The 22,482-nt window shown below is 71.9% G+C and carries 18 protein-coding genes; 9 read left to right on the forward strand and 9 right to left on the reverse strand.

What is annotated here, in order from left to right; translation table 11 throughout:
* Positions 1–109: 109 nt before the first annotated feature.
* A complete protein-coding gene (locus ACSIH6_RS28880; RefSeq protein ID WP_435111486.1) occupies positions 110–1,153 on the reverse strand; it encodes an SIS domain-containing protein in 1,044 nt (347 codons plus the stop codon).
* 319 nt (positions 1,154–1,472) lie between these two features.
* Between ACSIH6_RS28880 and ACSIH6_RS28885 the strand changes: the two genes are divergently transcribed.
* Positions 1,473–2,210 carry a GntR family transcriptional regulator gene (locus tag ACSIH6_RS28885; protein ID WP_013154738.1) on the forward strand — a complete coding sequence of 246 codons (738 nt, stop codon included), beginning with the start codon at positions 1,473–1,475 and terminating at the stop codon, positions 2,208–2,210.
* Between the two features lie 42 nt (positions 2,211–2,252).
* Entirely contained in the window at positions 2,253–3,731 is a 1,479-nt protein-coding gene (locus ACSIH6_RS28890) for a PTS transporter subunit EIIC (RefSeq protein ID WP_435111487.1), read from the forward strand.
* A 232-nt stretch (positions 3,732–3,963) separates the two neighbouring features.
* On the opposite strand, the gene ACSIH6_RS28895 is transcribed toward ACSIH6_RS28890, so the two are convergent.
* On the reverse strand, positions 3,964–4,578 hold the full coding sequence (locus ACSIH6_RS28895) for a LysE family translocator (protein WP_435111488.1): 615 nt from the start codon (positions 4,576–4,578) through the stop codon (positions 3,964–3,966).
* Between the two features lie 112 nt (positions 4,579–4,690).
* On the opposite strand from ACSIH6_RS28895, the gene ACSIH6_RS28900 reads away from it, so the two are divergent.
* Positions 4,691–5,143, forward strand: a complete 453-nt coding sequence (locus ACSIH6_RS28900; protein WP_435111489.1) for an Lrp/AsnC family transcriptional regulator — start codon at positions 4,691–4,693, stop codon at positions 5,141–5,143.
* A 133-nt stretch (positions 5,144–5,276) separates the two neighbouring features.
* Here the strand turns inward: ACSIH6_RS28900 and secA are convergent, their stop codons facing one another.
* Positions 5,277–8,120, reverse strand: a complete 2,844-nt coding sequence (secA, locus tag ACSIH6_RS28905; RefSeq protein ID WP_435111490.1) for a preprotein translocase subunit SecA — start codon at positions 8,118–8,120, stop codon at positions 5,277–5,279.
* Between the two features lie 458 nt (positions 8,121–8,578).
* Here secA and ACSIH6_RS28910 point away from each other — a divergent pair, with 458 nt between their 5' ends.
* Positions 8,579–9,103, forward strand: a complete 525-nt coding sequence (locus tag ACSIH6_RS28910) for a hypothetical protein (RefSeq protein ID WP_435111491.1) — start codon at positions 8,579–8,581, stop codon at positions 9,101–9,103.
* 144 nt (positions 9,104–9,247) lie between these two features.
* Here the strand turns inward: ACSIH6_RS28910 and hpf are convergent, their stop codons facing one another.
* The 6 genes from hpf to mtrA form a co-directional block, all read right to left on the reverse strand.
* Positions 9,248–9,922, reverse strand: coding sequence for a ribosome hibernation-promoting factor, HPF/YfiA family (hpf, locus tag ACSIH6_RS28915; RefSeq protein ID WP_435111492.1), 675 nt, complete (start codon positions 9,920–9,922; stop codon positions 9,248–9,250).
* Positions 9,923–10,664: 742 nt separating this feature from the next.
* Complete coding sequence (locus ACSIH6_RS28920; RefSeq protein ID WP_435111493.1) at positions 10,665–11,423, reverse strand: ComF family protein; 759 nt, start codon at positions 11,421–11,423, stop codon at positions 10,665–10,667.
* A 123-nt stretch (positions 11,424–11,546) separates the two neighbouring features.
* Positions 11,547–11,852 (reverse strand): hypothetical protein, encoded by a 306-nt coding sequence (locus ACSIH6_RS28925; RefSeq protein ID WP_435111494.1) that lies wholly within the window; start codon positions 11,850–11,852, stop codon positions 11,547–11,549.
* A gap of 87 nt (positions 11,853–11,939) precedes the next feature.
* Positions 11,940–13,814 (reverse strand): LpqB family beta-propeller domain-containing protein, encoded by a 1,875-nt coding sequence (locus tag ACSIH6_RS28930; RefSeq protein ID WP_435111495.1) that lies wholly within the window; start codon positions 13,812–13,814, stop codon positions 11,940–11,942.
* Entirely contained in the window at positions 13,811–15,649 is a 1,839-nt protein-coding gene (gene mtrB, locus ACSIH6_RS28935; RefSeq protein ID WP_435111496.1) for an MtrAB system histidine kinase MtrB, read from the reverse strand. Before mtrB ends, ACSIH6_RS28930 begins: the two co-directional genes overlap by 4 nt.
* A gap of 16 nt (positions 15,650–15,665) precedes the next feature.
* Positions 15,666–16,343, reverse strand: coding sequence for an MtrAB system response regulator MtrA (gene mtrA, locus ACSIH6_RS28940; protein WP_013154750.1), 678 nt, complete (start codon positions 16,341–16,343; stop codon positions 15,666–15,668).
* Positions 16,344–16,765: 422 nt separating this feature from the next.
* Between mtrA and ACSIH6_RS28945 the strand changes: the two genes are divergently transcribed.
* From ACSIH6_RS28945 to ACSIH6_RS28965, 5 genes are read left to right on the forward strand one after another with little or no spacing between them, the layout of a single operon-like run.
* Positions 16,766–18,253 carry a glycerophosphoryl diester phosphodiesterase membrane domain-containing protein gene (locus ACSIH6_RS28945; protein ID WP_435111497.1) on the forward strand — a complete coding sequence of 496 codons (1,488 nt, stop codon included), beginning with the start codon at positions 16,766–16,768 and terminating at the stop codon, positions 18,251–18,253.
* Positions 18,250–18,873: a DUF4129 domain-containing protein gene (locus tag ACSIH6_RS28950; protein ID WP_435111498.1), complete on the forward strand. Its 624-nt coding sequence runs from the start codon at positions 18,250–18,252 to the stop codon at positions 18,871–18,873. Before ACSIH6_RS28945 ends, ACSIH6_RS28950 begins: the two co-directional genes overlap by 4 nt.
* Positions 18,870–20,084, forward strand: a complete 1,215-nt coding sequence (locus tag ACSIH6_RS28955; RefSeq protein WP_435111499.1) for a DUF4350 domain-containing protein — start codon at positions 18,870–18,872, stop codon at positions 20,082–20,084. Before ACSIH6_RS28950 ends, ACSIH6_RS28955 begins: the two co-directional genes overlap by 4 nt.
* 58 nt (positions 20,085–20,142) lie before the next feature.
* Positions 20,143–21,126 carry an AAA family ATPase gene (locus ACSIH6_RS28960; RefSeq protein ID WP_435111500.1) on the forward strand — a complete coding sequence of 328 codons (984 nt, stop codon included), beginning with the start codon at positions 20,143–20,145 and terminating at the stop codon, positions 21,124–21,126.
* Positions 21,126–22,430 carry a DUF58 domain-containing protein gene (locus ACSIH6_RS28965; RefSeq protein ID WP_435111501.1) on the forward strand — a complete coding sequence of 435 codons (1,305 nt, stop codon included), beginning with the start codon at positions 21,126–21,128 and terminating at the stop codon, positions 22,428–22,430. The genes ACSIH6_RS28960 and ACSIH6_RS28965 overlap by 1 nt, the downstream gene beginning before the upstream one ends.
* Positions 22,431–22,482: the final 52 nt, after the last annotated feature.

Below are 22,482 nucleotides of genomic sequence, written 5' to 3' on the forward strand. Positions count from 1 at the left end.
CCTCCGTGTTCTGCCGTGGAACGGGGTGTACCCGAAACCTGAGGGCGAGCTTAGGGGCGGCGCACCGCGCGCACCAGGGTGCGGGTCCGGACGGGGTGTTGTGCTCCGCTCAGGAGGTCTGCGTGACCTTGTTCAGGCCGCGCGGCACGTCCGGGTCGTAGCCCAGGCGGCGGGCCAGGCGCTCGGTGAGCAGCTGGGCGGGGACGATGAGGTTCATCGGGGACACCCACTCGGGCACGTCGGGGACCGGCACGGACACGTCGCTGGCGGCGGCCAGGGCGTCGCCGCCGCCGAAGCCGAAGACCGGCGCCCCGGCGGAGCGGACGCGTTCGGCGAGGGAGACCGTGCCCTGGAGGGTCGGGCCGGTGGGCGCGGCCACCAGCAGCGCGGGGGTGCGCGGGTCCACCACGGCGATGGGGCCGTGCAGCAGGTCGGCGTAGGACAGGCCCATGGCGTGGAGGTAGCAGGCCTCCTTGAGCTTGAGGGCGGCCTCCAGCGCGGTGGAGAAGGCCATGCCGCGGCCGGAGATGACCGCTCCCTGGACGGCGACCATGCGCTCGACGATCTCCTCCAGGGCGTCCGAGGGCGCCGCGAGGGTCTCCTCGATGCCGTCGGAGGCCCGGTTCAGGTCGCCGGGGTCCAGGTCGGCGCCCAGGCCCAGGGCCAGGACGGCGAGGGCGGCCAGCTGGGTGCTGTAGGTCTTGGTGGCGGGCACCGCGACCTCGTTCCCGGCCCGGGTGACCAGGGCGACGTCGGCCTCCCTGGCCAGCGGGGACTCCGCGCCGTTGGTGACGCCGACGGTGCGTGCGCCGCAGTCGGCGGCCCAGCGCATGGTCTCGACGATCTCCTCGGTCCTGCCGGACTGGGAGATCGCGACGGCCAGGACGTCGGACAGGTCGATCCGGGCCCCGTAGGTGGTGGCGATGGACGGCGAGCCCAGGGTGGCCAGGCGGCCGGTGTGCGCCTGGAGGAGGTAGCTGCCGTAGACCGCCGCGTTGTCGGAGGAGCCGCGGGCGATGAACAGCACGTGCCTGGTGCGGCGGCCCAGGGCCTCGATCTCGGGGCGCAGCGGCAGGAGTTCGGCGAAGGTGCGGCGCAGCGCCTCCGGCTGCTCGGCGATCTCGGAGCGCATCGCGCTCGTCGTGGTGGTCATGGAGGGCCTTTCCTGTGGGTGGCGTGGGCGGTGGACGCGGCGGAACGCGTGCCTCGGCTGACGGACCGCGGACAGGGGCGTCCGCACGGTCGGGCCGGACCCCCGGACCGGACCCCGCGGTCCGCCCTGGTAACAGGTGCGAACCGCCTGCCTTTGGGTGGATTGACACGCGGTCGGAGCTGTGGTCTAGTCCGGACTATACCAGTCATGTCCGAATCGTCCCGGAAGTACCCGGGCCAGGTGCGCCGGACACGCACGGTCCGTCCGCGCTAAGGTCTGACGCCAACCCCGCCCGCCGACCGAGAAGGCCGCCCGCTCCATGTCGATCGATCCCAGCAACCCGCTGCCCAAGTACAGCCAACTGCGCGACCTGCTCCTGGACTGGATCACCGCGGCGGGGCTGGGCGTGGACGACATGATCCCCTCCGAGCGCGAGCTCAGCGCCACCTACGGGCTCTCGCGGATGACCGTCCGCCAGACCATCGACCTGTTGGTGGCCGAGGGGCGGCTGTACCGGGTCCCCGGCAAGGGGACCTTCATCGCCCGCCCCAAGATCGAGATGTCCCTGGTCCTGGCCTCCTTCAGCGAGGACATGCGCGCACGCGGCTTCGAGCCGGGAGCGCGCGAGCTGATCCGCCAGGTCATCCCGGCGAGCGGGCACACCGCGCGCATGCTCGACATCGCGCCGGGCACCCTGGTGCACCACATCGAGCGCATGCGCACCGCCGACGACGAGCCGATGGCCGTGGAGCGCTCCAACATCCCCGCCGCCATGGTCCCGGGTCTGGAGGACTACGACCTCGCCGAACGCTCCCTCTACGAGGTGCTGGAAAACGAGTTCGACATCCTGTTGGATTCCGGGGAACAGACCATCGAGGCCGGGATCTGCGACTCGGCCGACTCCCGACTCCTCGGCCTGCCAGCTGGGAGCCCGGTGCTGGTGATGCAGCGCCGGAGCTTCGCCAACGGACAGTGCGTGGAACTGGCGCTGTCCACCTACCGAGCCGACCGCTACCAGCTGCACTCCCGGCTGGACCCCCGGCGGCACGGCGACTGAAGTCCCGCGCCCACGAGGCGCGTGTCCGAGGAAGGACCCCCCATGAGTTCGGACCAGACCCCGGCACCGACCGCGTCGCAGCCCCCGGGCGGCGACGCGAGCCGGTCCAAACGCGGATCGTCGACGCTCGCCGTCCTGCAAAGGCTCGGCCGCAGCCTGATGATGCCCATCGCGGTCCTGCCCGCCGCCGCGATCCTGCTCCGCCTGGGCCAGCCCGACCTGCTCGGCGCCGACGGCCTGGCCGGGCTTTCCGGGATGGGCTGGATGGAACCGGTCGCGGGCGCCGTCGGCATGGCGGGCGACGCGGTCTTCCAGGCCCTGCCGCTGCTGTTCGCGATCGGTGTGGCGATCGGGTTCGCCAAGCGCGCCGACGGTTCGACCGCCCTGGCCGCGGTCGTGGGCTACCTGGTGTTCGACCGGGTGGCCACCTGGACGATGGTGACCTTCGACGGCGCCACGGGCGACCTGGGGTCGCGGCTGACCACGTACCCGCTGGCGGTGGACCCGGTGACCCGCCAGCCCATCACGGATCCCGAGGCCGTCAACGCGGTCATGCCGGTGATCAACCACGCGGTGAAGAACCCGACCGACGTGCTCGGCGGCATCGCGGTGGGCCTGGTGGCGGCCCTGCTGTGGCAGCGCTACCACCGGATCAAGCTGCCGACATGGCTGGGCTTCTTCGGCGGCCGCAGGTTCGTGCCGATCGTGACGGCGCTGGCCGGTCTGCTGATGGGCGTGGCGCTTGGCCTCATCTGGCCGGTCGTGGGCGGATGGATCCAGGACCTGGGCGAGGGCATCATCGGCGCGGGCGCGGTGGGCGCCGGAGCCTACGGGGTGATCAACCGCCTGCTGCTGCCGCTGGGCCTGCACCACGTGGTGAACTCGTTCATCTGGTTCGTGTCGGGCACCTACACCGCGCCCGACGGCACCGTGACGCACGGCGAGATCACCCGCTACTTCGCCGGCGACCCCGACGCCGGCGGTCTGCTGTCCGGGTTCTTCCCGGTGCTGATGTTCGGCCTGCCCGGTGCGGCGCTGGCGATGTGGCTGGCCACGCCCAAGGCCCGGCGGACGCAGATCGGCTCGATCATGATCCCCGCGGCGCTGACCGCGTTCGTCACGGGCATCACCGAGCCGGTGGAGTTCGCGTTCATCTTCGTGGCCCCGGCGCTGTTCGCGGTGCACGTGGTGCTGACCGGCATCTCGATGGCGGTGATGAACGCGTTGGACGCCCAGTTGGGCTTCGGGTTCTCGGCGGGGCTGATCGACATGCTGTTGAACGCCACCAAGGACAACACCCAGGGGCTGGGGTTGATCCTGTTGCTGGGCCTGGTGTACTTCGCGGCCTACTTCGGGATCTTCTACCTGCTCATCACCCGCCTCAACCTGCCCACGCCGGGCCGGGAGCAGGACCCGGACGACCCGGGCGAGACCGTGCGGGCGCACACCGAGACCAACACGGGCGAGGACCCGCCGGAGTCCGGAGGTTCGTCGAAGGGCGGGACGGGCTCCTCCGGCTGACCCGCCGGGGTTGTCCACAGGCCGGAGTCCGCTCTGGCGGCGCGGGGTTCCCCTTGGGACGCTGAAGGAAAAAGGCTGATCAAGGGGGCCTCGCGTCCCCCTCCCTCGGGGTGCTCTCCTTCCGGTCCGACCGCTCCGGTGCGTGGGGCACCCCCTCGGCCACCGACCGGAGCGGACGCGTTCGTCAGCGGCTTCCCCTTGTCTGGCGCCGGGACGGAGGCGGTGACCGTGCTCAGAGGAGGCGTTCGGCCATCAGGCCCACGCCGATGACGATCATCGCCGCCCCCGAGACCCGGCTGATGGCGCGCGCGGCGGCGGGGCGCGTCCCCAGCACCGTACGGGCGAGCACGCCCACGCACAGGTAGACCACCCCGCAGCTGACCGTGTGCACCAGGCCGAGGGTTCCGATCTGCGCGGCCATCGGCCATCCGCCCTCCGGATCGGTGAACTGCGGCAACAGGGCGAGGAACAGCAGCAGGGCCTTGGGGTTGAGACCGCTGACGCCGGTACCGGTCAGCACGCGCGAACTCCGGGAGGAGGGCACCGCGGCGCCGCCCGCTCCGGGCACCGCGGGACGGGCCAGGGTGACCGCTCCGAGCCACACCAGGTAGGCGGCGCCCGCGACGGTCAGGCCGGTGAGCACGGCCGGTGTGCTGGCCACGAGCGCCGCGACCCCGCCTGCCACGACCCCGGTGAGGCCGACGTAGCCCAGCAGCAGCCCGGACACCGCCGGGAGCACCGAACTGTCCCGCAGCCCGGCGGAGATGGTGTACGCCCAGTCCGCCCCCGGCACCAGGATCAGCAGGACGGACACCGTCCAGAACGCCGCGACCGAAGCCGGTTCCACGGACACCCCTCTCCTCGAAATACCTGTTCAGAGGGGAAGAGTAGTCATAAAACGCCCGAAAATGGTTCCACTTCTTGCGCCCGAAACGGCCACTGGTGGAAGAATCTTCTCCATGGACAACGTCGACCGGAAGATTCTTGCGGAGCTCCAGGAGGACGGCCGCCTGAGCATCACCGAACTGGCCCACCGCGTCGGACTCAGCGTCTCCCCGTGCCACCGCAGACTGCGCGAACTCGAACGCGTCGGGGTGATCAGCGGGTACCGCGCGGTCGTGGACGCCGAGGCGGTGGGACTGGGCTTCCAGGCGCTGGTCTTCGTCACCATGCGTCAGGAGGACCGGGACACCGTCGCGGCCTTCGAGCGGGCGGTCGAGGACATCCCCCAGGTCGTCCAGGCCGAACGCCTGTTCGGAGACCCCGACTACCTGCTGCGCGTGGTCAGCGCCGACCTGTCCGCCTTCCGCGTGCTCTACGACGAGGCGCTGGCCACGCTGCCCGGCGTCCAGCACCTGAGCTCGACGCTGGTGATGAAACACGTCGTCCGGGAACGGCCCCTGCCCGCCTGAGTCTGGCCCCGTGTCCGAACGGCGGGACCGCCGCCCGGACACCCGACCGGCGAACGCGCGTGGGCGCGGCCCCCCCGGGGGAGCCGCGCCCACGCGCGTTTCTTTCCGGCTGTCGCCGGGGCCTACCGTCCGCCTACTTGGCTGCCGGGTCGCCGTGGCACTTCTTGTACTTCTTGCCGGAGCCGCAGGGGCAGGGCGCGTTGCGCGCCGTGCCGGAGTACTCGTCGGCCGTCTCGCTGTGGCGCTCGACGGTGCCGTCCTCGCTCGGCGCGGAGTACTGGAGCCGGTTGGGCTGGCCCTCGCCGAAACCGGGGACGACCACGTCCTCGGCGGGCTCGGCCTCCTCCACCGGAGAGGCGGCGTCCTCGACCTCCTCGTCCTCCTCCACCGCGGTCGCGACGGCCGTCGCGCTGGCGGAGCCGCCGACGGCCGCGGCGGTCTTGGCCGCGGCGGCGGTGGTGAGGGCGGGCTCCTCCTTCTTGCGGACCTGCACCTCGACGTTGAAGAGGTAGCCGACGGACTCCTCCTTGATGGCCTCCAGCATCTGCTGGAACATGTCGAATCCCTCGCGCTGGAACTCGATCAGCGGGTTGCGCTGCGCCATCGCGCGCAGCCCGATGCCCTCCTGGAGGTAGTCCATCTCGTAGAGGTGCTCACGCCACTTGCGGTCCATGACCTGGAGGATGACCCGGCGCTCGACCTCGCGCATGGCCTCCTCGCCCAGCTCGGCCTCGCGGGCCTCGTAGGCGCTGTTGGCGTCCTCCACCACGCGGTCCGCGATCACCTCGGTGGTCAGCGTGTGCAGGTCGCCGTTCTCCTCGATGAACTCGTCGACCGTGACGCTGATCGGGTAGACCTGCTTGAACGCCCGCCAGAGCTTGTCGAGGTCCCAGTCGCTGGGGTCGCCGTTGGCGGTCTCCTCCACGACGTAGCCGCGCAGGACCTCCTCCAGCATGCTGACGACCTGGTCGCGCAGGTCCTGGCCCTCCAGGACCTTGCGGCGCTCGGCGTAGATGACCTTGCGCTGGCGGTTGAGGACCTCGTCGTACTTGAGGACGTTCTTGCGGATCTCGAAGTTCTGCGTCTCGACCTGGCCCTGCGCGGAGGCGATCGCCTTGCTGACCATGCCGGACTCGATGGGCTGGTCGTCCGGGATGTTCAGCTGGTTCATGAACGCCTCCAGACGGCTGCTGTTGAACAGGCGCAGCAGGTCGTCCTGGAGGGACAGGTAGAAGCGGGAGATGCCGGGGTCGCCCTGGCGGCCGGAGCGTCCGCGGAGCTGGTTGTCGATGCGCCGCGACTCGTGGCGCTCGGTGCCGAGCACGTACAGACCGCCGACCTCGACGACCTTCTCGTGCTCCTCCTCGTAGTCGGCCTTGGCCTTCTCCAGCGCCTCGGGCCAGGCGGCCTCGTACTCCTCGGGGGTCTCCAGCGGGCTCAGGCCTCGGCCCTGGAGCTCCTCGTCTGCGAGGAAGTCGGGGTTGCCGCCCAGCATGATGTCGGTACCGCGACCGGCCATGTTGGTGGCGACGGTGACCGCGCCGAGCTTGCCCGCGCGGGCGATGATCGCGGCCTCACGGGCGTGGTTCTTGGCGTTGAGGACCTCGTGGGACACGCCCTCGCGCTTGAGCATCCGGGACAGCAGCTCGGACTTCTCGACGCTGGTGGTACCGACCAGGACGGGCTGTCCGGCCTCGTTCCGCTCGGCGATGTCCTCGGCGAGTGCCTGGAACTTGGCGTCCTCGTGCTTGTAGACGACGTCCTTGACGTCGTCGCGGATCATCGGCTTGTTGGTGGGGATGGGCACCACGCCGACGTTGTAGGTCTGGGTGAACTCCGCCGCCTCGGTCTGGGCGGTACCGGTCATGCCGGCGAGCTTCTCGTAGAGGCGGAAGTAGTTCTGGAGGGTGACCTTGGCGAGAGTCTGGTTCTCGTCCTTGATCTTGACGCGCTCCTTGGCCTCGATGGCCTGGTGCATGCCCTCGTTGTAGCGGCGGCCCGCCAGGACGCGGCCGGTGAACTCGTCGACGATGAGGACCTCACCGTCCTTGACGATGTACTCCTTGTCCCGCTTGTACAGCTCCTTGGCCTTGAGCGAGTTGTTGAGGAAGCTGATGAGCGGGGTGTTGACGGCCTCGTAGAGATTGTCGATGCCCAGCCAGTCCTCGACCTTGGCCACGCCGGACTCGGTGATGCCGACGGTGCGCTTCTTCTCGTCGACCTCGTAGTCCTCCTCGCGCTTGAGGCGCGGGGCGATCTTGGCGAACTCGGCGTACCAACGGGAGTTCTGCTCCGAGGGACCGCTGATGATCAGCGGGGTGCGGGCCTCGTCGATGAGGATGGAGTCGACCTCGTCGACCAGGGCGAAGTAGTGCTCGCGCTGGACGGTGTCCTTGAGCGAGAGCGCCATGTTGTCGCGCAGGTAGTCGAAGCCGAACTCGTTGTTCGTACCGTAGGTGATGTCGGCCTGGTAGGCGCTGCGGCGGTCCGCCGCGGTCATCTGCGGTCCGACGACGCCGACCTCGAGACCGAGGAAGTGGTAGATGCGGCCCATGTTCTGGGCGTCGCGCTTGGCCAGGTAGTCGTTGGTCGTGATGACGTGGACGCCCTTGCCCGCGAGCGCGTTGAGGTAGACCGCGAGGGTGCCGGTCAGGGTCTTGCCCTCACCGGTCTTCATCTCGGCGATGTTGCCGAGGTGCAGCGCGGCGCCGCCCATGATCTGGACGTCGAAGTGGCGCTGGCCCAGGGTGCGCTTGGCCGCCTCCCGGACGGTGGCGAAGGCCTCGGGGAGCAGGTCGTCCAGGGACTCCCCGTCCTCGTAGCGCTCCTTGTACTCGCCGGTGAGGTCGCGCAACTCCTCGTCGGTGAGGTCGACGTAGTCTTCCTCGAGCGAGTTGACCTGGTCCTTCAGTTTGTTGAGTCGGCGCAGGATCTTTCCCTCACCCGCGCGCAGGAGCTTGTCGAGTATCCCTGGCACTTCCTATGCGCTCCTCGCAGATCGCGGTTGGCTCCACCCACGTGGAGTTCAGATCTAGGCCCGCTGACCGCTTTCCCGTGGCCGCGGAGGACGGCGGGGGGTTCCTGGGCCCTCGGCCCTACATCCTAGAGGACACGAACCCTACGCCCACCCTCTCAGGCGGAGCGGTCCGCCCGCACGTTTCCCTGTGCGCAACGAAGAAAACCAACCGATATGTTCCCGCATGTCACAGACCTGACAGAGGGGCAGGAAGGTTTTTCGCGACGCCCCGATACCAGGGGGGACCGGATACCGGCGCGGGCGGGGCGCCGATCACGTACGCCGACCACCTTCCCACGCTTTTCGCGTGGGCGCCGATGGCTCCCGGCTTTCGTGGGTAGGCACGTCATAGGAGTTCGCACCGCGGTCGAACGGCCGCGGGCGGACCGGACGCGAACGTGTTCCCAGGGGGGATCACCATGCGAACGAACCGAGACAAGAAGGATCGCGGGACCCGGGACGACAAGGGCCGCGAGGCGAGGAACCTGTCGGCCCCCTCCCCTCGTTCTCCCGACGACGTGGCCAAGGAGGTCGTCGGGGAGTCGCCCGTCCTGCGGCGCGACCCGGTGGCCGACGACCCCGCGCTGGCCTGGGAGAAGGAGCATCCCGACGGCAACAGCCGTTTCGGACGCATCCGGGGTTTTCAGCACCAGGGCGGCAGTCTGGCCCCGAGCAACAGCCATCGCGGGCGTGTGTCGTCGTGGGCGGCGGTCCTGCTCGCGTGCGCCGGGTTCGTCGTGGGCGGGGTCGGCGTCGCCATGGGGATGTCCGTGGTCCTGCTGGTGATCGCCGCGGTCCTGCTGGTGGCGGCGGCCGTCGTGGCCCTGCTCTTCGACCTGATGAGCGACGTCGTCCTCGACACGCCCCGGACGGAGGCCGAGGAGCCGCACGACACCCCGCTGCACCGGATCAAGCAGGAAGAGGCCGAGCACCGGCCCGAGTAGGCGGGAGCCCGCGGCCCGACCGACCGGGGACGAGAACCGGGCGTCGGACCGGGCACGGGGGAGAGCGCGCACCGCCGCGGCGGGTCCGAGGGGACCCGCCGTGGCTTCGTGTGCGGGGGATCCGTCGAGGGCGGTCGCGGACGTCTAGTCGACCAGTCGGAGGACGCCGTAGTTGAAGCCCTTGCGCCGGTAGACGACGCTCGGGGCGTCCTTGACCTCGTCGTGGAAGAGGTAGAAGTCGTGGCCCACGAGTTCCATCTCCATGAGCGCCTGGTCGATGCTCATGGGCTTGGCCCTGTGGAACTTCTCCCGGACGACGACGGGAACGTCTCCCTGGGTGTCGAGCTCGACGAACTCGTCGGAGAACCTTCCGTCCACCTCCGTGCCGTTGACGTCCTCCTCGCCGCCGCGGCGCTGGACGGGGGGAGCCTGCGTCGCGGTGGCGGTGGACGAGGGCAGGTCTCCGGGAAGGTCGGCGGTGGCTGACGAGACGGAGACGGGAGCGTGGTTGCCCCGGTGGACCTTGCGCCGGTCCGCGGACTTGCGCAGGCGGGCCTCGATCTTGTCGAGGGCGAGGTCGAGGGCGCCGTACCGGTCCGAGGCGGCGGCCTCGCTGCGAATGACCGGACCGTTGGTCCGGATGGTCAGCTCAACCCGCTCGCAGACGTCGGCGAGCTTGGGGTTGCGCTCTGTGGACACCTCCACGTCGACGGTCATGCCCTTCTTCTCCCACTTGGAGAGCCTGTCGAGCTTGCTGTCGACGTGCTGACGGAACTTCTCACTCACACCGGTGCGTCGACCCTTGACGATGATGTCCATAGGACCCCCTTCATCGCGTGGCCGTCAGAAGACGACGGCCAGGCTGGCTCTGCGTCCCTTCCGCCAGCAGGGGGGCGGAAGGGGTGTCGCTCGCTAGCCCCCTTCCGCTGGTGCCCCTGTCCTGTGGGGGGCACGGCTCGGTTGGAGATGCGTATACCCACCTGCGGGGGTCTCATCACGCGCCCCGCGGACACGATTGGTGAGAACCACCGTGAGGGAGGAAAGGATTACTGGGGCGGGTGAGACGGTGCGCCCTGCAAGAACCCACGGGTTGTTCGGGACCACGGCGGGACGGGCCCGGTGAGGGCGCGAGGGGATCGCCTCCGGGGGTTCGCCGTTGGCGAACCCCCGGACGATGGGATGCCACCCGTCCGGCCGACCTGGTCTTCGTCCCCACATCCGCCTGCTGAGAGTGTCGCCGCTCTTGTCCGCGACTACTGCTCTTCTCCCTGTCATGAGGGACATCTGGACCCTCCGCGGGGCAGGGCTTACCTCTAAGGCGCACCGTGATCGGTCGACGAAAAGTCGCCTTACGTGGGCCGTTTCGCCTGCGCCTGGCATCGGCTTGCCGGAGTGGCGCCCCGGTGTTCCCGGGAGCTCAGAGTCTCCGACGCAACCACGGACCCGGACGGGTGCCATACCGTGACCGTAACCTGTCCTGGCGAGGATGTCAGGTAGCGGCCACCCTCCCAACTCATCGGTAACTGCCTCAAAGCCCTTCGTACATGGACTTTTCACCTGTTCACGAGGATTCGTAAAACCTTCTTGCACCGTCCGCCTCCTCCTCGTTCGAAGGACCGCCGACAACGCCGGGCAGGCGCTCGAGGAGGACCACCGCGCCCGCCACGGGGATCCCGCGGACCCGCAGGGCGCGGGTCGCCTCGGCCACCGTGGCGCCCGTGGTGAGGACGTCGTCCACCACGACCGCGACTCCCCCGACCCCCGCGCCGGGAACCCGGGGAAGCGGACGGTCCGCGACGAGGGTGCCCGCCCGGTTGGCCAGGCGCTCGGCCCGTCCCAGCCCGGCCTGGCGCCGGGGACGGCTCCGGTAGCGCAGCAGGGGCGCCACCCTCCCCGCGCCCGCTCCGCCCGCCTCCGCCAGGCAGGCGCGTGCCAGCCGGGTGACCGGCGCCCGGGGGTCTCCCGGCGGGCCGCGCCCGGGGACGGGGACGAGCAGGGTGTCCGGACGGGCCAGGCCGGACGCGGTGTAGGCGGCGGTCAGCCACCCGCCCAGGGGCGCGGCCAGGGCGTCCGCACCGCCCTCCTTGTAGGTGAGCAGCACCCGGCGGTGGCGTCCGGCGTAGGGACCGGCTGCCCAGACGGGCGGGCAGCCCGGCCTGGGGGCGCATCGGTGGGGACGGCGCCGCAGCGCGGTGAGGCAGTCCGCGCACAGTGGCCCCGAGGGGCCCGCGCACGCCGCGCAGGGCTGCGGCAGGAGCAGGTCGAGCAGCGCGCCGAGTATCCACCGCAGCACGCCCGTGGGGTGTGTCCGATCATCCATACCTCAAGGGTCAGCGCCCGGATCGGTACCCGCCAGCCCCTTCTCGAACCTGTGGACAACGTCGAACCCGTGGACAGCGCGCCCGAAGGCCACCGTGCGCCGCGGGAGCGCCGGAGCCGCCCGCTACGGCCGGGGCCAGCAACCAGCCGGTCCCGGTGCGGGTGACGGTCCACTCTCCGCGTCCGGACCGTCCACGGCCACGCTCACCCGCGTTCCCGTCCGCGCCGTGGCGCCGCGCGGGGTGTGCGGCGGCGCGCGCATGAAGGGGTCCAGCACCAGGGAGCCCGCGGGCCCGGGATCGATGGCCCGCTCCCACTCCCGGTTGTCGCGGTGGACGAACGCCGCCAGCGGCTCCCCCGGCGCCGGGGCCGCCCGGTAGCGGCCGCGCGTCCCCGCGATGCGCCGGTAGGCGTCGCCGAGGTCGTCCATGGCACCGCCCTTCCAGGGCCCCGCGCCGGACGCATCCCGGTTTCGTCCCGGGCGGGCGGCCGGAGTCCGACCGCGCGCCCGGGATCCTCAGCCCGGGAAGGCGGGCGAGCCGCCCTCCACGACGCTCTGCCAGTTGAGCGGGTCGCTGGACACCCAGATGTTGCCGTCGTCGGAACCGGCCACCAGGGGCTGGCCAGGGGCGCCTGAGACGGTCACCATGCTCGCGACGGGGGTCCCGGCGCTGGCGGGCGGCGTGCCGCCGTCCAGCGACACCAGGAGGGCCTGGCTCGTACCGCCCTCGCGGGTGCCGAGCACGACCAGCTGGTCACCCGAGCGCCAGGAGATGTCGGTGACGTCCTCCAGCTCGCGGGCCAGGGTCACGAACGACTCCACGGAGACCTGCCCGTCGGCGTTCTCCACCACGCGGCCCACCTGGAGCGAGCGACGCCCGTCCACCTCGGTCACCACCGCGGCACGGGTGCCGTCCCGGGAGATCCGGAACTGCACCAGCGGCCTCTCGCGCAGGTCGGACACGTCCACCTGGACCACCTCGTGGCCGTCGCGCAGCAGCCACAGGTCCGTCGGGCCCGGGGACGGCGGCGGGCCGTTGAGGTTCGGGCTCTCGGCGTCGGAGTCCTCCCGCGCCTCCTCGCCGTCCTCCCCGTCCTCCTCACGGACCTCCTCGACCACCCACAGGTCGCCGTTGACGTCCCAGGACAGCTCGGTGAAGACCCCGTCGGCCAGGACCTCCCGGACGGCGGCGCCCGGGGTGGCCTCGCTCGTGACGACCTCGCGGCCGCCCGTGGTGACCCCGGCGATGGTCTGCTCGTCCAGCGACACCGCGAACCTCTCCAGAGGAACCTCGCCGGACCCCAGGGGGCCGGGCACCGGCTCGCCACTGCCGAAGGTGTCGGTGTCCCAGTCCGAGGCCGACCACAGCTGGCCCTCGTGGGAGTAGTAGACGTGGACGCCGGGCGAGGTCGCGCCAGGGCTGACCTCCGACCAGTAGGTGCTGCCCGGCCGCGGCCGGTCGGCGCTCTCGCCCTCGGTTCCGGGGAAGTCCACCTCCGTGCCGTTCACCCGCAGCGTGAACTCCTGGATCTCCGGCAGCTGGCGCAGGGTCCAGGCGATCTGGGCACCCATGCCGAACTCGTCGGCCTGCCCGGAGTCGGTCACGCTGACGACCACGCGCTCGTCCTCCACCTCCAGGGTGGGCGCGGCCTCCTCGGGGAAGGAGGAGTGCACGGAGGGGTCCAGCCAGGCGCTGGGACCGCGGATGAGCCTGAGCAGCAGGCGCTCGGTGAGTTCGTCGTTGCTGACCGGCAGGTAGACCGGATCCGGGACCAGGGCGTTCTCGTCGGGGTTGAAGTAGTACAGGTTGAACGGGCGGTGGGTGCGCTCCACGTCGAGCTGGCTGAGGATGAGTTCGTCGGGCAGGCTCTGGATGCGCCACTCGCCCTCGGGGTCGCCGTCCTCCCTGGCCAGGACGAAGGTCTCGTCGAGCAGGCGGCCGGAGTCGCCGGAGACGTACCTGCCGTCCTCGTCGATCGTGGCCACCAGTGAGCTGCGCATCCGCACGGTGGCGGTGAGCCCGTCGCCGCTGATCTCGGTGTCGAGGTCGACGGTGTCGTGGCCGGGGAAGACCTTGACCGTCCCGTCCGGGATCCACGACTCGTCCGTGCTCGACAGCATGAAGCTGCGGGCGGCCTCGTAGTCCTGCTCGAAGCTGCCCATGTCCTTGAGGAAGTCGCTGACCAGGCCCTCCGGGGCCACGCCCTCCTGGGGTCCGGCGGGCAGCAGGCGCACGTAGCCGCCGTAGGGGTCGCCCTCGGACTCGTTGCCGTCGCTGGCCACGACCGGGCCGGTGGTGGGAACGGTCGCGCAGGCGGCCATGGACACGGCCGCCACGGCCGCGGCCATGCAGGCGCGCGCGGCGCGGCCGAACCGGTGCGGTGTCCTCACAGCTTCTCCTCGCCCTCGCACTGCTCGGCGCGGACGGCCGCCGCGCCCTCCTCCGTGGCGTCCGCGCCGTTCCTGGCGGGAACCTTCTCGGCGCGGACGGCGCCGTTGCCGTTCTCGCTCTTGTCGGCCTTGTCGGCCTTGTCGGTGAACGCGGTGTAGGTGCGGCCCAGCGCGAACTCCGGCGGCACCAGCGGCAGGGGGGAGCCGCGCAGCTCGCTGCCGGAGCGGCGCGGCAGGGACAGGCGGAACTGGGAGCCCTGGCCGGGCTGGCCCCACGCCTGGAGCCAGCCGCCGTGCAGGGTGGCGTCCTCCTTGGCGATGGAGAGCCCGAGTCCGGTGCCGCCGGTGGTGCGCACCCGGGCCGGGTCGGCGCGCCAGAAGCGGTCGAAGCACAGGTGCTCCTCCCCCTCCTTGAGGCCCACCCCGTAGTCGCGCACGGCCACGGCGAGCGCGTCGCGGTCGCACGCGGCGGTGACCACCACGTCGCGGCCCTCGCTGTGCTCGATGGCGTTGACCACCAGGTTGCGCAGGATGCGGTTGATGCGGCGGCCGTCGTACTCGGCGGTGCAGGGCTCGGTGGGCAGGCGCAGCACGACCTTGATGCCGCGCCGCTCGGCGATCTGCTCGGCGTCGCCGACGGCCTTCATCACGGCGTCGCGGATGTCGAGCGACTCGGTGCCCAGGGTGGCGGCCCCGGCGTCGTGGCGGCTGATCTCCAGCAGGTCGGAGAGCAGTTCCTCGAACCGCTCCACCTGGCTCTGCAACAGCTCCACCGAGCGGCGCATGGTGGGGTCGAGTTCCTCGCGCTCGTCGAAGAGCACGTCCCCGGCCATCTTGATGGTGGTCAGGGGGGTGCGCAGCTCGTGGGAGACGTCGGAGACGAACTGGCGCTGGAGCTTGGACAGCTCCTCCAGCTCCTGGATCTTCTCCTGGAGGTTGCCCGCCATGTCGTTGAAGGACAGGGCCAGCCGGGCGAGATCGTCCTCGCCGTGGACGGCCATGCGCTCGGTGAGGTCACCCGAGGAGAGGCGTTCGGCGGACTGGGCGGCCGAGCGGACCGGGCTGACCACCTGTCGGGTGATGACGAAGGCGATCAGGCCCAGGAGGATGACCAGCAGCACGCCCACCAGGCCGACCGTGCCCTGGACGAGGTCGAGGATCTGCTGCTCGTGCTGGAGCGGGAAGATGTAGTACAGCTCGTAGGCGCGCGTGAGCTGCGCGCCGACCACCAGCGCGGGCTCCTCGCCCTGGTCGGTGGTGATGCGCGTGTACGTGTGGTACTGCTGCTCGTCCACCTCGGACTCGTGGACCTGGTTGATGAGCCGCTGCGGGACGCTGCCCTCGCCGGTGGCCCAGCCGACCTCGCCGCCCACCGAGGGCAGGATGACCACGCTGTACAGCCCGGTGTCGCCGCTGCGGCTGGTGAGCTCGTTGGCGAGGTTGTACATGAGCCGGTTGCGGTCGCCCGACTCGTTCTCCTGGAGCTCGGCCGACGCGTAGTTGAGCCCGGCGCGGTGGTCGGTGACGGCCGTGGAGATCTTGGCGTCGAGCAGGCCGCCGCGCACCTGCGAGATGAGCACGTACCCCAGGCCCACCATCACCACCAGGGACAGCACCAGGGTGGTGGAGATGACCCGCAGGTGCAGCGAGCGGCGCCAGTTGCTGTGGACGCCGCGCACCAGGGCGCGGGCGGCGCGCTGGGCGAGCGCGTAGGAGCGGGTGAGCCCCGTGCCGCCGTCGCGCCAGCGCCCTCCGGTCGCGGGCGGCGCCCCGGAGGGCGGGATCTGCGTGTCGGAGGCGGTCCCCCGCTCCTCCTCTGGTGTGGCTGCGGTCATGTGCGGCTCGGGAGGATCAGGCGGTTCCGGCCTTGTAGCCGACGCCGCGGACGGTCACGACGACCTCGGGGTGCTCCGGGTCCTTCTCGATCTTGGCGCGCAGGCGCTGCACGTGGACGTTGACCAGGCGGGTGTCGGCGGCGTGCCGGTAGCCCCAGACCTGCTCCAGCAGCACCTCACGGGTGAAGACCTGGCGCGGCTTGCGGGCCAGGGCGACCAGGAGGTCGAACTCCAGCGGGGTGAGGCTGATCTGCTCGCCGTCGCGGCGCACGGCGTGCCCTGCGACGTCGATGGTGATGTCCCCGATCTGGAGCACCTCGGGCGCGGGCTCCTCGGTGCGGCGCAGGCGCACGCGGACGCGGGCCACGAGCTCCTTGGGCTTGAAGGGCTTGACGATGTAGTCGTCGGCGCCCGACTCCAGCCCGAGGACGATGTCGATGGTGTCGCTCTTGGCGGTGAGCATCACGATGGGCACGCCGGACTCGGCGCGGATCTGACGGCAGACGTCGATCCCGTCGGCGCCGGGGAGCATCAGGTCGAGGAGAACCAGGTCGGGCTTGGTCTCACGGAAGGCCTCCAGAGCCTTGTCCCCGTCATGCACGAACGAGGGCTCGAACCCCTCGCCACGCAGAACGATGCCCAGCATCTCAGCGAGGGCGAGGTCGTCGTCGACAACCAGTACACGTCCCTTCATCGGTGCGTCCGGCGCCGGGCGTCGGACCCGCGGGAAGCGGGTACGGCGGCGCCTACTCCTCTCTCTGGAAACACTCAAGCGGCATAAACGTTCGGTGCGCCCCGAGACGCAAGAAACTGCTTCGTCCTCCCCCACCTTGCCACCTTCGGGCGGGATCGGGAGAGTGGTCGGTGTTTTTCGGTCCGTGGGAACCGTTTCGGCCTGCGGCGCGTCGACCCTGGTGACCTGGCACGCGAACCTTCGCGACTTGGCCTGTTGGTAACAGAAAGCATACAAAAGGAATGAAGTGGGTCGGTTGCGCCCGCATACGCCCGAACATCGCGGGCAGCGGTGGAACCGGCGGGTAGGTTGGTTTCCCAGAGGCCGAAAACCGCGGAAGCGTGCTCGCGCAGCGTAACCGAACCCCATGGAGGGCGGGGCAGATGACCCAGGAGGACGACCACCGGGACACGTCGGGGAACCCCCCGGACGGACCGGACGGCGGCGGGGCTTCCGAGGCCGCTCCCCCGCCCGCGTCCGGCGGGTGGGCCGCCCCGGGTCAGGAGGGTCCGCCCTCCGCCCCCTCCACGCCCCCCGGTGGGCAGCCGGGCTCCGCGCCCGCCGGGCAGGCGCCCCAGGGACAGCCGGGCTTCGCCCCTCCCGAGCAGGCGTCCGGGTACGAGCAGCGGGGGTCCAACGGCGGGCAGGCGCCCTCCGGACAGCAGCCCGGATACGGACAGTACGGCCAGCACGCCTCCGGTCAGCAACCGCCCCAGAGCGGCGGGTACGGGCAGCAGCCCGCGTACGGACAGCAGCCGGGCTACGGACAGTACGGCCAGCAACCCGGTTACGGACAGCCCGGATACGGAGCACCGGCCGGATACGGCCACCAGCCCCCGTACGGGCAGCCGCGCGCGCTCAAGCCCGGTGTGGTCGCGCTCCGGCCGATGACGCTCGGAGACATCCTCAACGGCGCGTTCAGCCTCATCCGCAACAACCCCAAGACCACCGTCGGGCTCGCGCTGATCGTCATGGCGGTCGCGAGCATCATCAGCTCGGTCGGCTTCAGCGGATACATGTCCGACTACGGGGCCTTCATGGACCAGGTGATGTCCGACCCCGCGTCCGTCGACCCCAACGACCCGTTCCCGTTCAGCGGCTGGTCCCTCGCCGCCGCGTACGGCGGCGGCCTGCTGTCCCAAGCCGGGATCATCCTGGTCACCGGCCTGCTCACGGCCGTGGTCGGCATGGCCGTCCTGGGTCACAAGCTCAGCCCGGCGCAGGCCTGGGCCGCCGTGAAGGGCCGGATCTGGGGCGTCGTCGGCCTGGCGGTCCTGAAGCTGCTGTACCTCTTCATCGCCTCCTTCGTCATCATGCTGGTGGTGGTCCTCGGCCTGGTCCTGGGCCTCTTCGTGGGTGTCTCGGGCGATCAGGCCGTCGGGGTCGTCATCGCCGTGGCCGCGGTGCTGCTGGGACTCGGCGGCACCGCGCTGGCGGCCTGGATCTACATCCGCATCTACTTCGCCATGCCGATCGTGGTGCTCGAACGCCTCGGCGTGGGTGCGGCCCTCGCCCGCTCCTGGCGCCTGACCCAGGGCAGGTGGTGGCGGACCTTCGGCATCTCACTGCTGGCCTTCGTCCTGATGGGCTTCGTGAGCAGCCTGCTGAGCATGCCCTTCAGCATCGTGTCGGTGATCCCCACCCTCGTCGCGCCCGGTGAGACCTGGGCCGCGGTCGTGGCGGGCGCGGTCATCTACGTGGGCAACGTCGTGGTCTACGCGCTCACCACGCCCTTCACCGTGGGCGTGGCCACCCTGCTCTACGTGGACGCGCGGATGCGCAGCGAGGGCCTGGACCTGAAGCTGCACAACGCGGCCCAGGCTGGCTACGAGGCGGGCCCGGAGATCTACCTGCCGGAGCCGCGGACGTGAGGGCACCCGCCGTCGGGGAGGTGACCCGCGAGGAGGGGCAGCGGCGCGCCGTCGAGGAGCTGAGCGACCCCCTGTACGGGGAGCAGGAGCCCTCCCTGTGGGACCGCTTCGTCTCCTGGCTGGAGGAACTCCTCGCGGGCCTGGTCTCCGACGCCCCGGGCGTCCTCAGCGGCTGGACGATCCTGGGACCGCTGCTGGTGGTCGTCGCGGTCCTGGTGGTCTGGCTGGTCTTCTGGCTGCGCCCGACCCGGAGCCGTCGCGCGGGCGCGCCCGTGCACGAGGGCACTCCGATGTCGGCGACCGACCACCGGGCCGCCGCCGACCGGCACGAGAGCGCCGGTGAGTTCGCCGCCGCCGTCACGGAGAGGCTGAGGGCCATCAGCGTGGACCTGGAGGAGCGGGCGATCATCGCTCCGCGCGCGGGGCGCACCGCGACCGAGCTGGCCGCGGAGGCCTCCGCCGTGCTGACCGCGGAGGCCGAGGGGCTGAGCGAGGGCGCGCGGGTCTTCAACGACGTGGCCTACGGCGACCGCCCCGCGACCGCCGACTCCGCGCGCCTCCTGCGCGAGCTGGACGCGCGGCTCAGGGCCGCCCGGCCCGCCGGGGAGGTGAGCCGATGACGGCCACCGCTCCCCCCGCCGCTCCCCCGCGCGGCACCGGCCGCGCGCCGTCCGGGGAGGGCTCGCGCGCCCTGCGGGTGTGGCGCTCGGTCCGGGTCCCGGCCGCCGTGGTGGCCGCGCTCGTCACGGTCTCGGTGCTGCTGTCGCTGGGCAGCGAGCAGTTCCCCACCGGCCACCTGGAGCCCGGTTCCATCGCCCCGGACGGCACGCGGGCCCTGGTGAACGTGCTGGAGGAGGACCGCGACGTGCACGTGGTGCGCTCCTCCGCCGCCGCCGAGGAGGCCGTGGCCGACGCCGGGGACGACGCCGTGCTCGCGGTCTTCCTGGACCACAGGCTGCTCCCCGAGGAGCTGGAGTCCCTGGCCGCGCTCGACGTGGACACCGTCCTGGTGCGGCCGTCCACGCAGTCCCTGGAGGCGTTCGCCCCCGGGGTGACGATGACCGGCCGGGAGGAGCCCGAGGGGTTCCCCACGCCGGAGACCCCCTACGCCCCCGAGTGCGGGCTGTCGGCCGCCGAGGCCGCGGGCGAGGCCTACGTCGCCGGTGAGCTGTACACGGCCGGGTCCGGCACGGACGCCGTGGGCTGCTACCCGGGCGGGAGCGGCGCCGCCCTGGTCCAGGTGGGACAGGGCGGGGCCACCACGACCGTGCTGGGCACCGGCAGGCCGCTGACCAACACCGCGCTCTCCGCCGGGGGCAACGCCGCGCTGGCGATGAACCTCCTTGCCGCCGAGGACGTGGTGTGGCTGCGTCCCGACCCGCCCCAGCAAGAGGGCGGCTCCGGGCTGTGGCAGCTGCTGCCGCTGGGCCTGCGCTGGTCCCTGGTACCGCTCGTTGCCGCGCTGGCGCTGCTCGCCCTGTGGCGGGGGCGCCGGATGGGCGCCCTGGTGCCCGAGTCGCTGCCCGTGGTGGTGCGCGCCTCGGAGACCACCGAGGGACGTGCGGGGCTGTACCGGTCGCGCAGGGCCCGTGACCGGGCCGCGGCCGCGCTGCGGTCGGGGTTCCTGGACCGGGTGGCGCCCAAGCTGGGGCTGGGCGCGGACGCCGCGCCCGACGCGGTCGTGGCGGCGGTCGCCTCACGGACCGGCGACGACCCCGCCCACCTGCGGGCACTGCTCTACCCCGAGCCCCCCGACCCGTACGCGGGCGACGACGACATGCTGGTCAGGCTCGCCGACGAACTCGACGAGCGCACCCGGAGGCTCCGGTGACCCTGAGCCGCGGGGACCAGCGACCGACCACTGAGGTATCGAGAGAGGTAGACGGCACGTGAGCGCCTTCACACCCGAGGCACTGCCATCAGCCGACGAGGCGCGCGCGGCCCTGGTCGCCCTGCGCCGCGAGGTGGCCAAGGCGGTCGTGGGCCAGGACGAGACGGTGACCGCGATGGTCGTGGCGCTGCTGTGCCGCGGCCACGTGCTGATGGAGGGCGTGCCCGGCGTCGCCAAGACGCTGCTGGTGCGCACCCTCGCGGCGGCGCTGTCCCTGGACCACAAGCGGGTGCAGTTCACCCCGGACCTGATGCCGGGCGACGTGACGGGCTCGCTGGTCTACGACCAGCACACCGCGAAGTTCGAGTTCATGGAGGGGCCGGTCTTCACCAACCTGCTGCTCGCGGACGAGATCAACCGGACCCCGCCCAAGACCCAGGCGTCGCTGCTGGAGGCGATGGAGGAGCGCCAGGTGACCGTGGAGGGCAGGCCGTCCGCGCTGCCCGACCCGTTCATGGTGGCCGCCACCCAGAACCCGGTGGAGTACGAGGGCACCTACCCGCTGCCCGAGGCCCAGCTGGACCGGTTCCTGCTCAAGGTGACCGTCCCGCTGCCCGAGCGGGCGGCCGAGGTGGAGATGCTGGGCCGCCACGCGGCCGGTTTCGACCCGGGCGACCTGGCCGCGGCCGGGGTGACCGCGGTGGCGGGCGCGGCGGAGCTGCGCGCGGCCCGGCTGGCCGTGGAGCGGGTGCGGGTGGCGCCCGAGGTGCTGGGCTACATCGTGGACCTGTGCCGGGCCACCCGGCAGTCGCCGTCGCTCCAGCTGGGCGCGTCCCCGCGCGGTGCCACGGCGCTGCTGCGCACCAGCCGGGCGTGGTCGTGGCTGTCGGGCCGCGACTACGTCACCCCCGACGACGTGAAGGCGCTGGCCAAGGGCACGCTGCGGCACCGGATCGCGCTGCGCCCCGAGGCCGAGCTGGAGGGGGCGACCACCGACGGAATCCTGGACGGTGTGCTCGCCTCCGTCCCGGTGCCGCGCTGATGGTGGTCACCGGCCGGGCGGTGCTGCTGGCGCTGGCGGCCACGGTCGCGGTGGCGCTGTCCGGTCTGATCGGCGCCGGGGCCGCGGCCGTGGCCCTGGGCGTGCTGGCGGTGCTGCTCGCCCTGGACGTCGTGCTGGCGGCGAGCCCCAAGGCGGTGCTGCTGTCCCGGGAGGGGGACACGTCGCTGCGCCTGGGCGACTCGGCGACGGTGTACGTGACCGTCGCCAACCCCACGCGGCGGAGGCTGCGGGGGTCGGTGCGCGACGCCTGGCCGCCGAGCGCGCACGCCGCGCCGCGCAGCCAGCCGCTGCGCGTGCCCTCCGGGGAGCGGCGTCGGGTGACGACCGTCCTGACCCCGACGCGGCGCGGCGACGCCCGGGCCGCGGGCGTGACCGTGCGCAGCCTGGGGCCGCTGGGACTGGCGGGTAGGCAGCGGACGCTGCCCGCGCCGTGGACCGTGCGCACGCTGCCGCCCTTCCACAGCAGGCGCCACCTGCCGGGCAAGCTGTCCCGGCTGCGCGAGCTGGAGGGCCAGCACACGGCGATGGTGCGCGGGCAGGGCAGCGAGTTCGACTCACTGCGCGACTACGTGCCCGGCGACGACGTGCGGTCGATCGACTGGCGGGCCACGGCCCGCGGCGACGGCGTGGTGGTGCGCACGTGGCGGCCCGAGAGGGACCGGCGCATCCTCATCGTGCTGGACACCGGGCGCACGTCGGCGGGTCGGGTGGGCGACACCCCGCGCCTGGACCACGCCATGGACGCGGCGCTGCTGCTGGCGGCGCTGGCGGGCAGGGCGGGCGACCGGGTGGACTTCCTGGCCTACGACCGGCGCACGCGCGCGCAGGTGCGCTCGTCGGGCAAGGGCGGCCAGCAGGTGGGCCGGATCGTGGAGGCCATGGCGCCGCTGGAGGCGGAGCTGGTGGAGTCCGACCCGGCGGGCCTGGTGGGGACCGTCCTGGGCACCCAGGGGCGGGCCCGGCGGCTGGTGGTGCTGCTGACCGACCTGAACGCGGCGTCGCTGGAGGAGGGGCTGCTGCCGAGGCTGCCCGTGCTCACCTCCCGGCACCTGCTGCTGGTCGCCGCGGTCAACGATCCGGCGGTGGAGCTGATGGCCGCCGAGCGGGGCAGCGCGGACGCGCTGTACCGGGCGGCCGCGGCCGAGCGGACGCTGGGCGAGCGGCGCCGGGTGACCGCCGAGCTGCGCCGCATGGGGGTGGAGGTGGTCGACGCCGACCCCGAGCACATCGCTCCGGCGCTGGCGGACGCCTACATCAACCTCAAGGCCCAGGGCAGGCTGTAGGGCCGGGTCTTCCTCCGTCACCGTCCGGGTGCCGCCCCTCCCCGGGGCGGCG

The sequence above is a fragment of the Nocardiopsis synnemataformans genome, assembly GCF_965343085.1.
GTDB lineage: Bacteria > Actinomycetota > Actinomycetes > Streptosporangiales > Streptosporangiaceae > Nocardiopsis > Nocardiopsis alborubida.

Excerpts from the sequence above, each read along its gene's own strand:
- ACSIH6_RS28880 (WP_435111486.1), bottom strand. The coding sequence starts at position 1,153 with ATGACCACCACGACGAGCGCGATGCGCTCCGAGATCGCCGAGCAGCCG.
- ACSIH6_RS28885 (WP_013154738.1), top strand. The coding sequence starts at position 1,473 with ATGTCGATCGATCCCAGCAACCCGCTGCCCAAGTACAGCCAACTGCGC.
- ACSIH6_RS28890 (WP_435111487.1), top strand. The coding sequence starts at position 2,253 with ATGAGTTCGGACCAGACCCCGGCACCGACCGCGTCGCAGCCCCCGGGC.
- ACSIH6_RS28900 (WP_435111489.1), top strand. The coding sequence starts at position 4,691 with ATGGACAACGTCGACCGGAAGATTCTTGCGGAGCTCCAGGAGGACGGC.
- ACSIH6_RS28910 (WP_435111491.1), top strand. The coding sequence starts at position 8,579 with ATGCGAACGAACCGAGACAAGAAGGATCGCGGGACCCGGGACGACAAG.
- hpf (WP_435111492.1), bottom strand. The coding sequence starts at position 9,922 with ATGGACATCATCGTCAAGGGTCGACGCACCGGTGTGAGTGAGAAGTTC.
- ACSIH6_RS28920 (WP_435111493.1), bottom strand. The coding sequence starts at position 11,423 with ATGGATGATCGGACACACCCCACGGGCGTGCTGCGGTGGATACTCGGC.
- ACSIH6_RS28925 (WP_435111494.1), bottom strand. The coding sequence starts at position 11,852 with ATGGACGACCTCGGCGACGCCTACCGGCGCATCGCGGGGACGCGCGGC.
- mtrB (WP_435111496.1), bottom strand. The coding sequence starts at position 15,649 with ATGACCGCAGCCACACCAGAGGAGGAGCGGGGGACCGCCTCCGACACG.
- mtrA (WP_013154750.1), bottom strand. The coding sequence starts at position 16,343 with ATGAAGGGACGTGTACTGGTTGTCGACGACGACCTCGCCCTCGCTGAG.
- ACSIH6_RS28945 (WP_435111497.1), top strand. The coding sequence starts at position 16,766 with ATGACCCAGGAGGACGACCACCGGGACACGTCGGGGAACCCCCCGGAC.
- ACSIH6_RS28955 (WP_435111499.1), top strand. The coding sequence starts at position 18,870 with ATGACGGCCACCGCTCCCCCCGCCGCTCCCCCGCGCGGCACCGGCCGC.
- ACSIH6_RS28965 (WP_435111501.1), top strand. The coding sequence starts at position 21,126 with ATGGTGGTCACCGGCCGGGCGGTGCTGCTGGCGCTGGCGGCCACGGTC.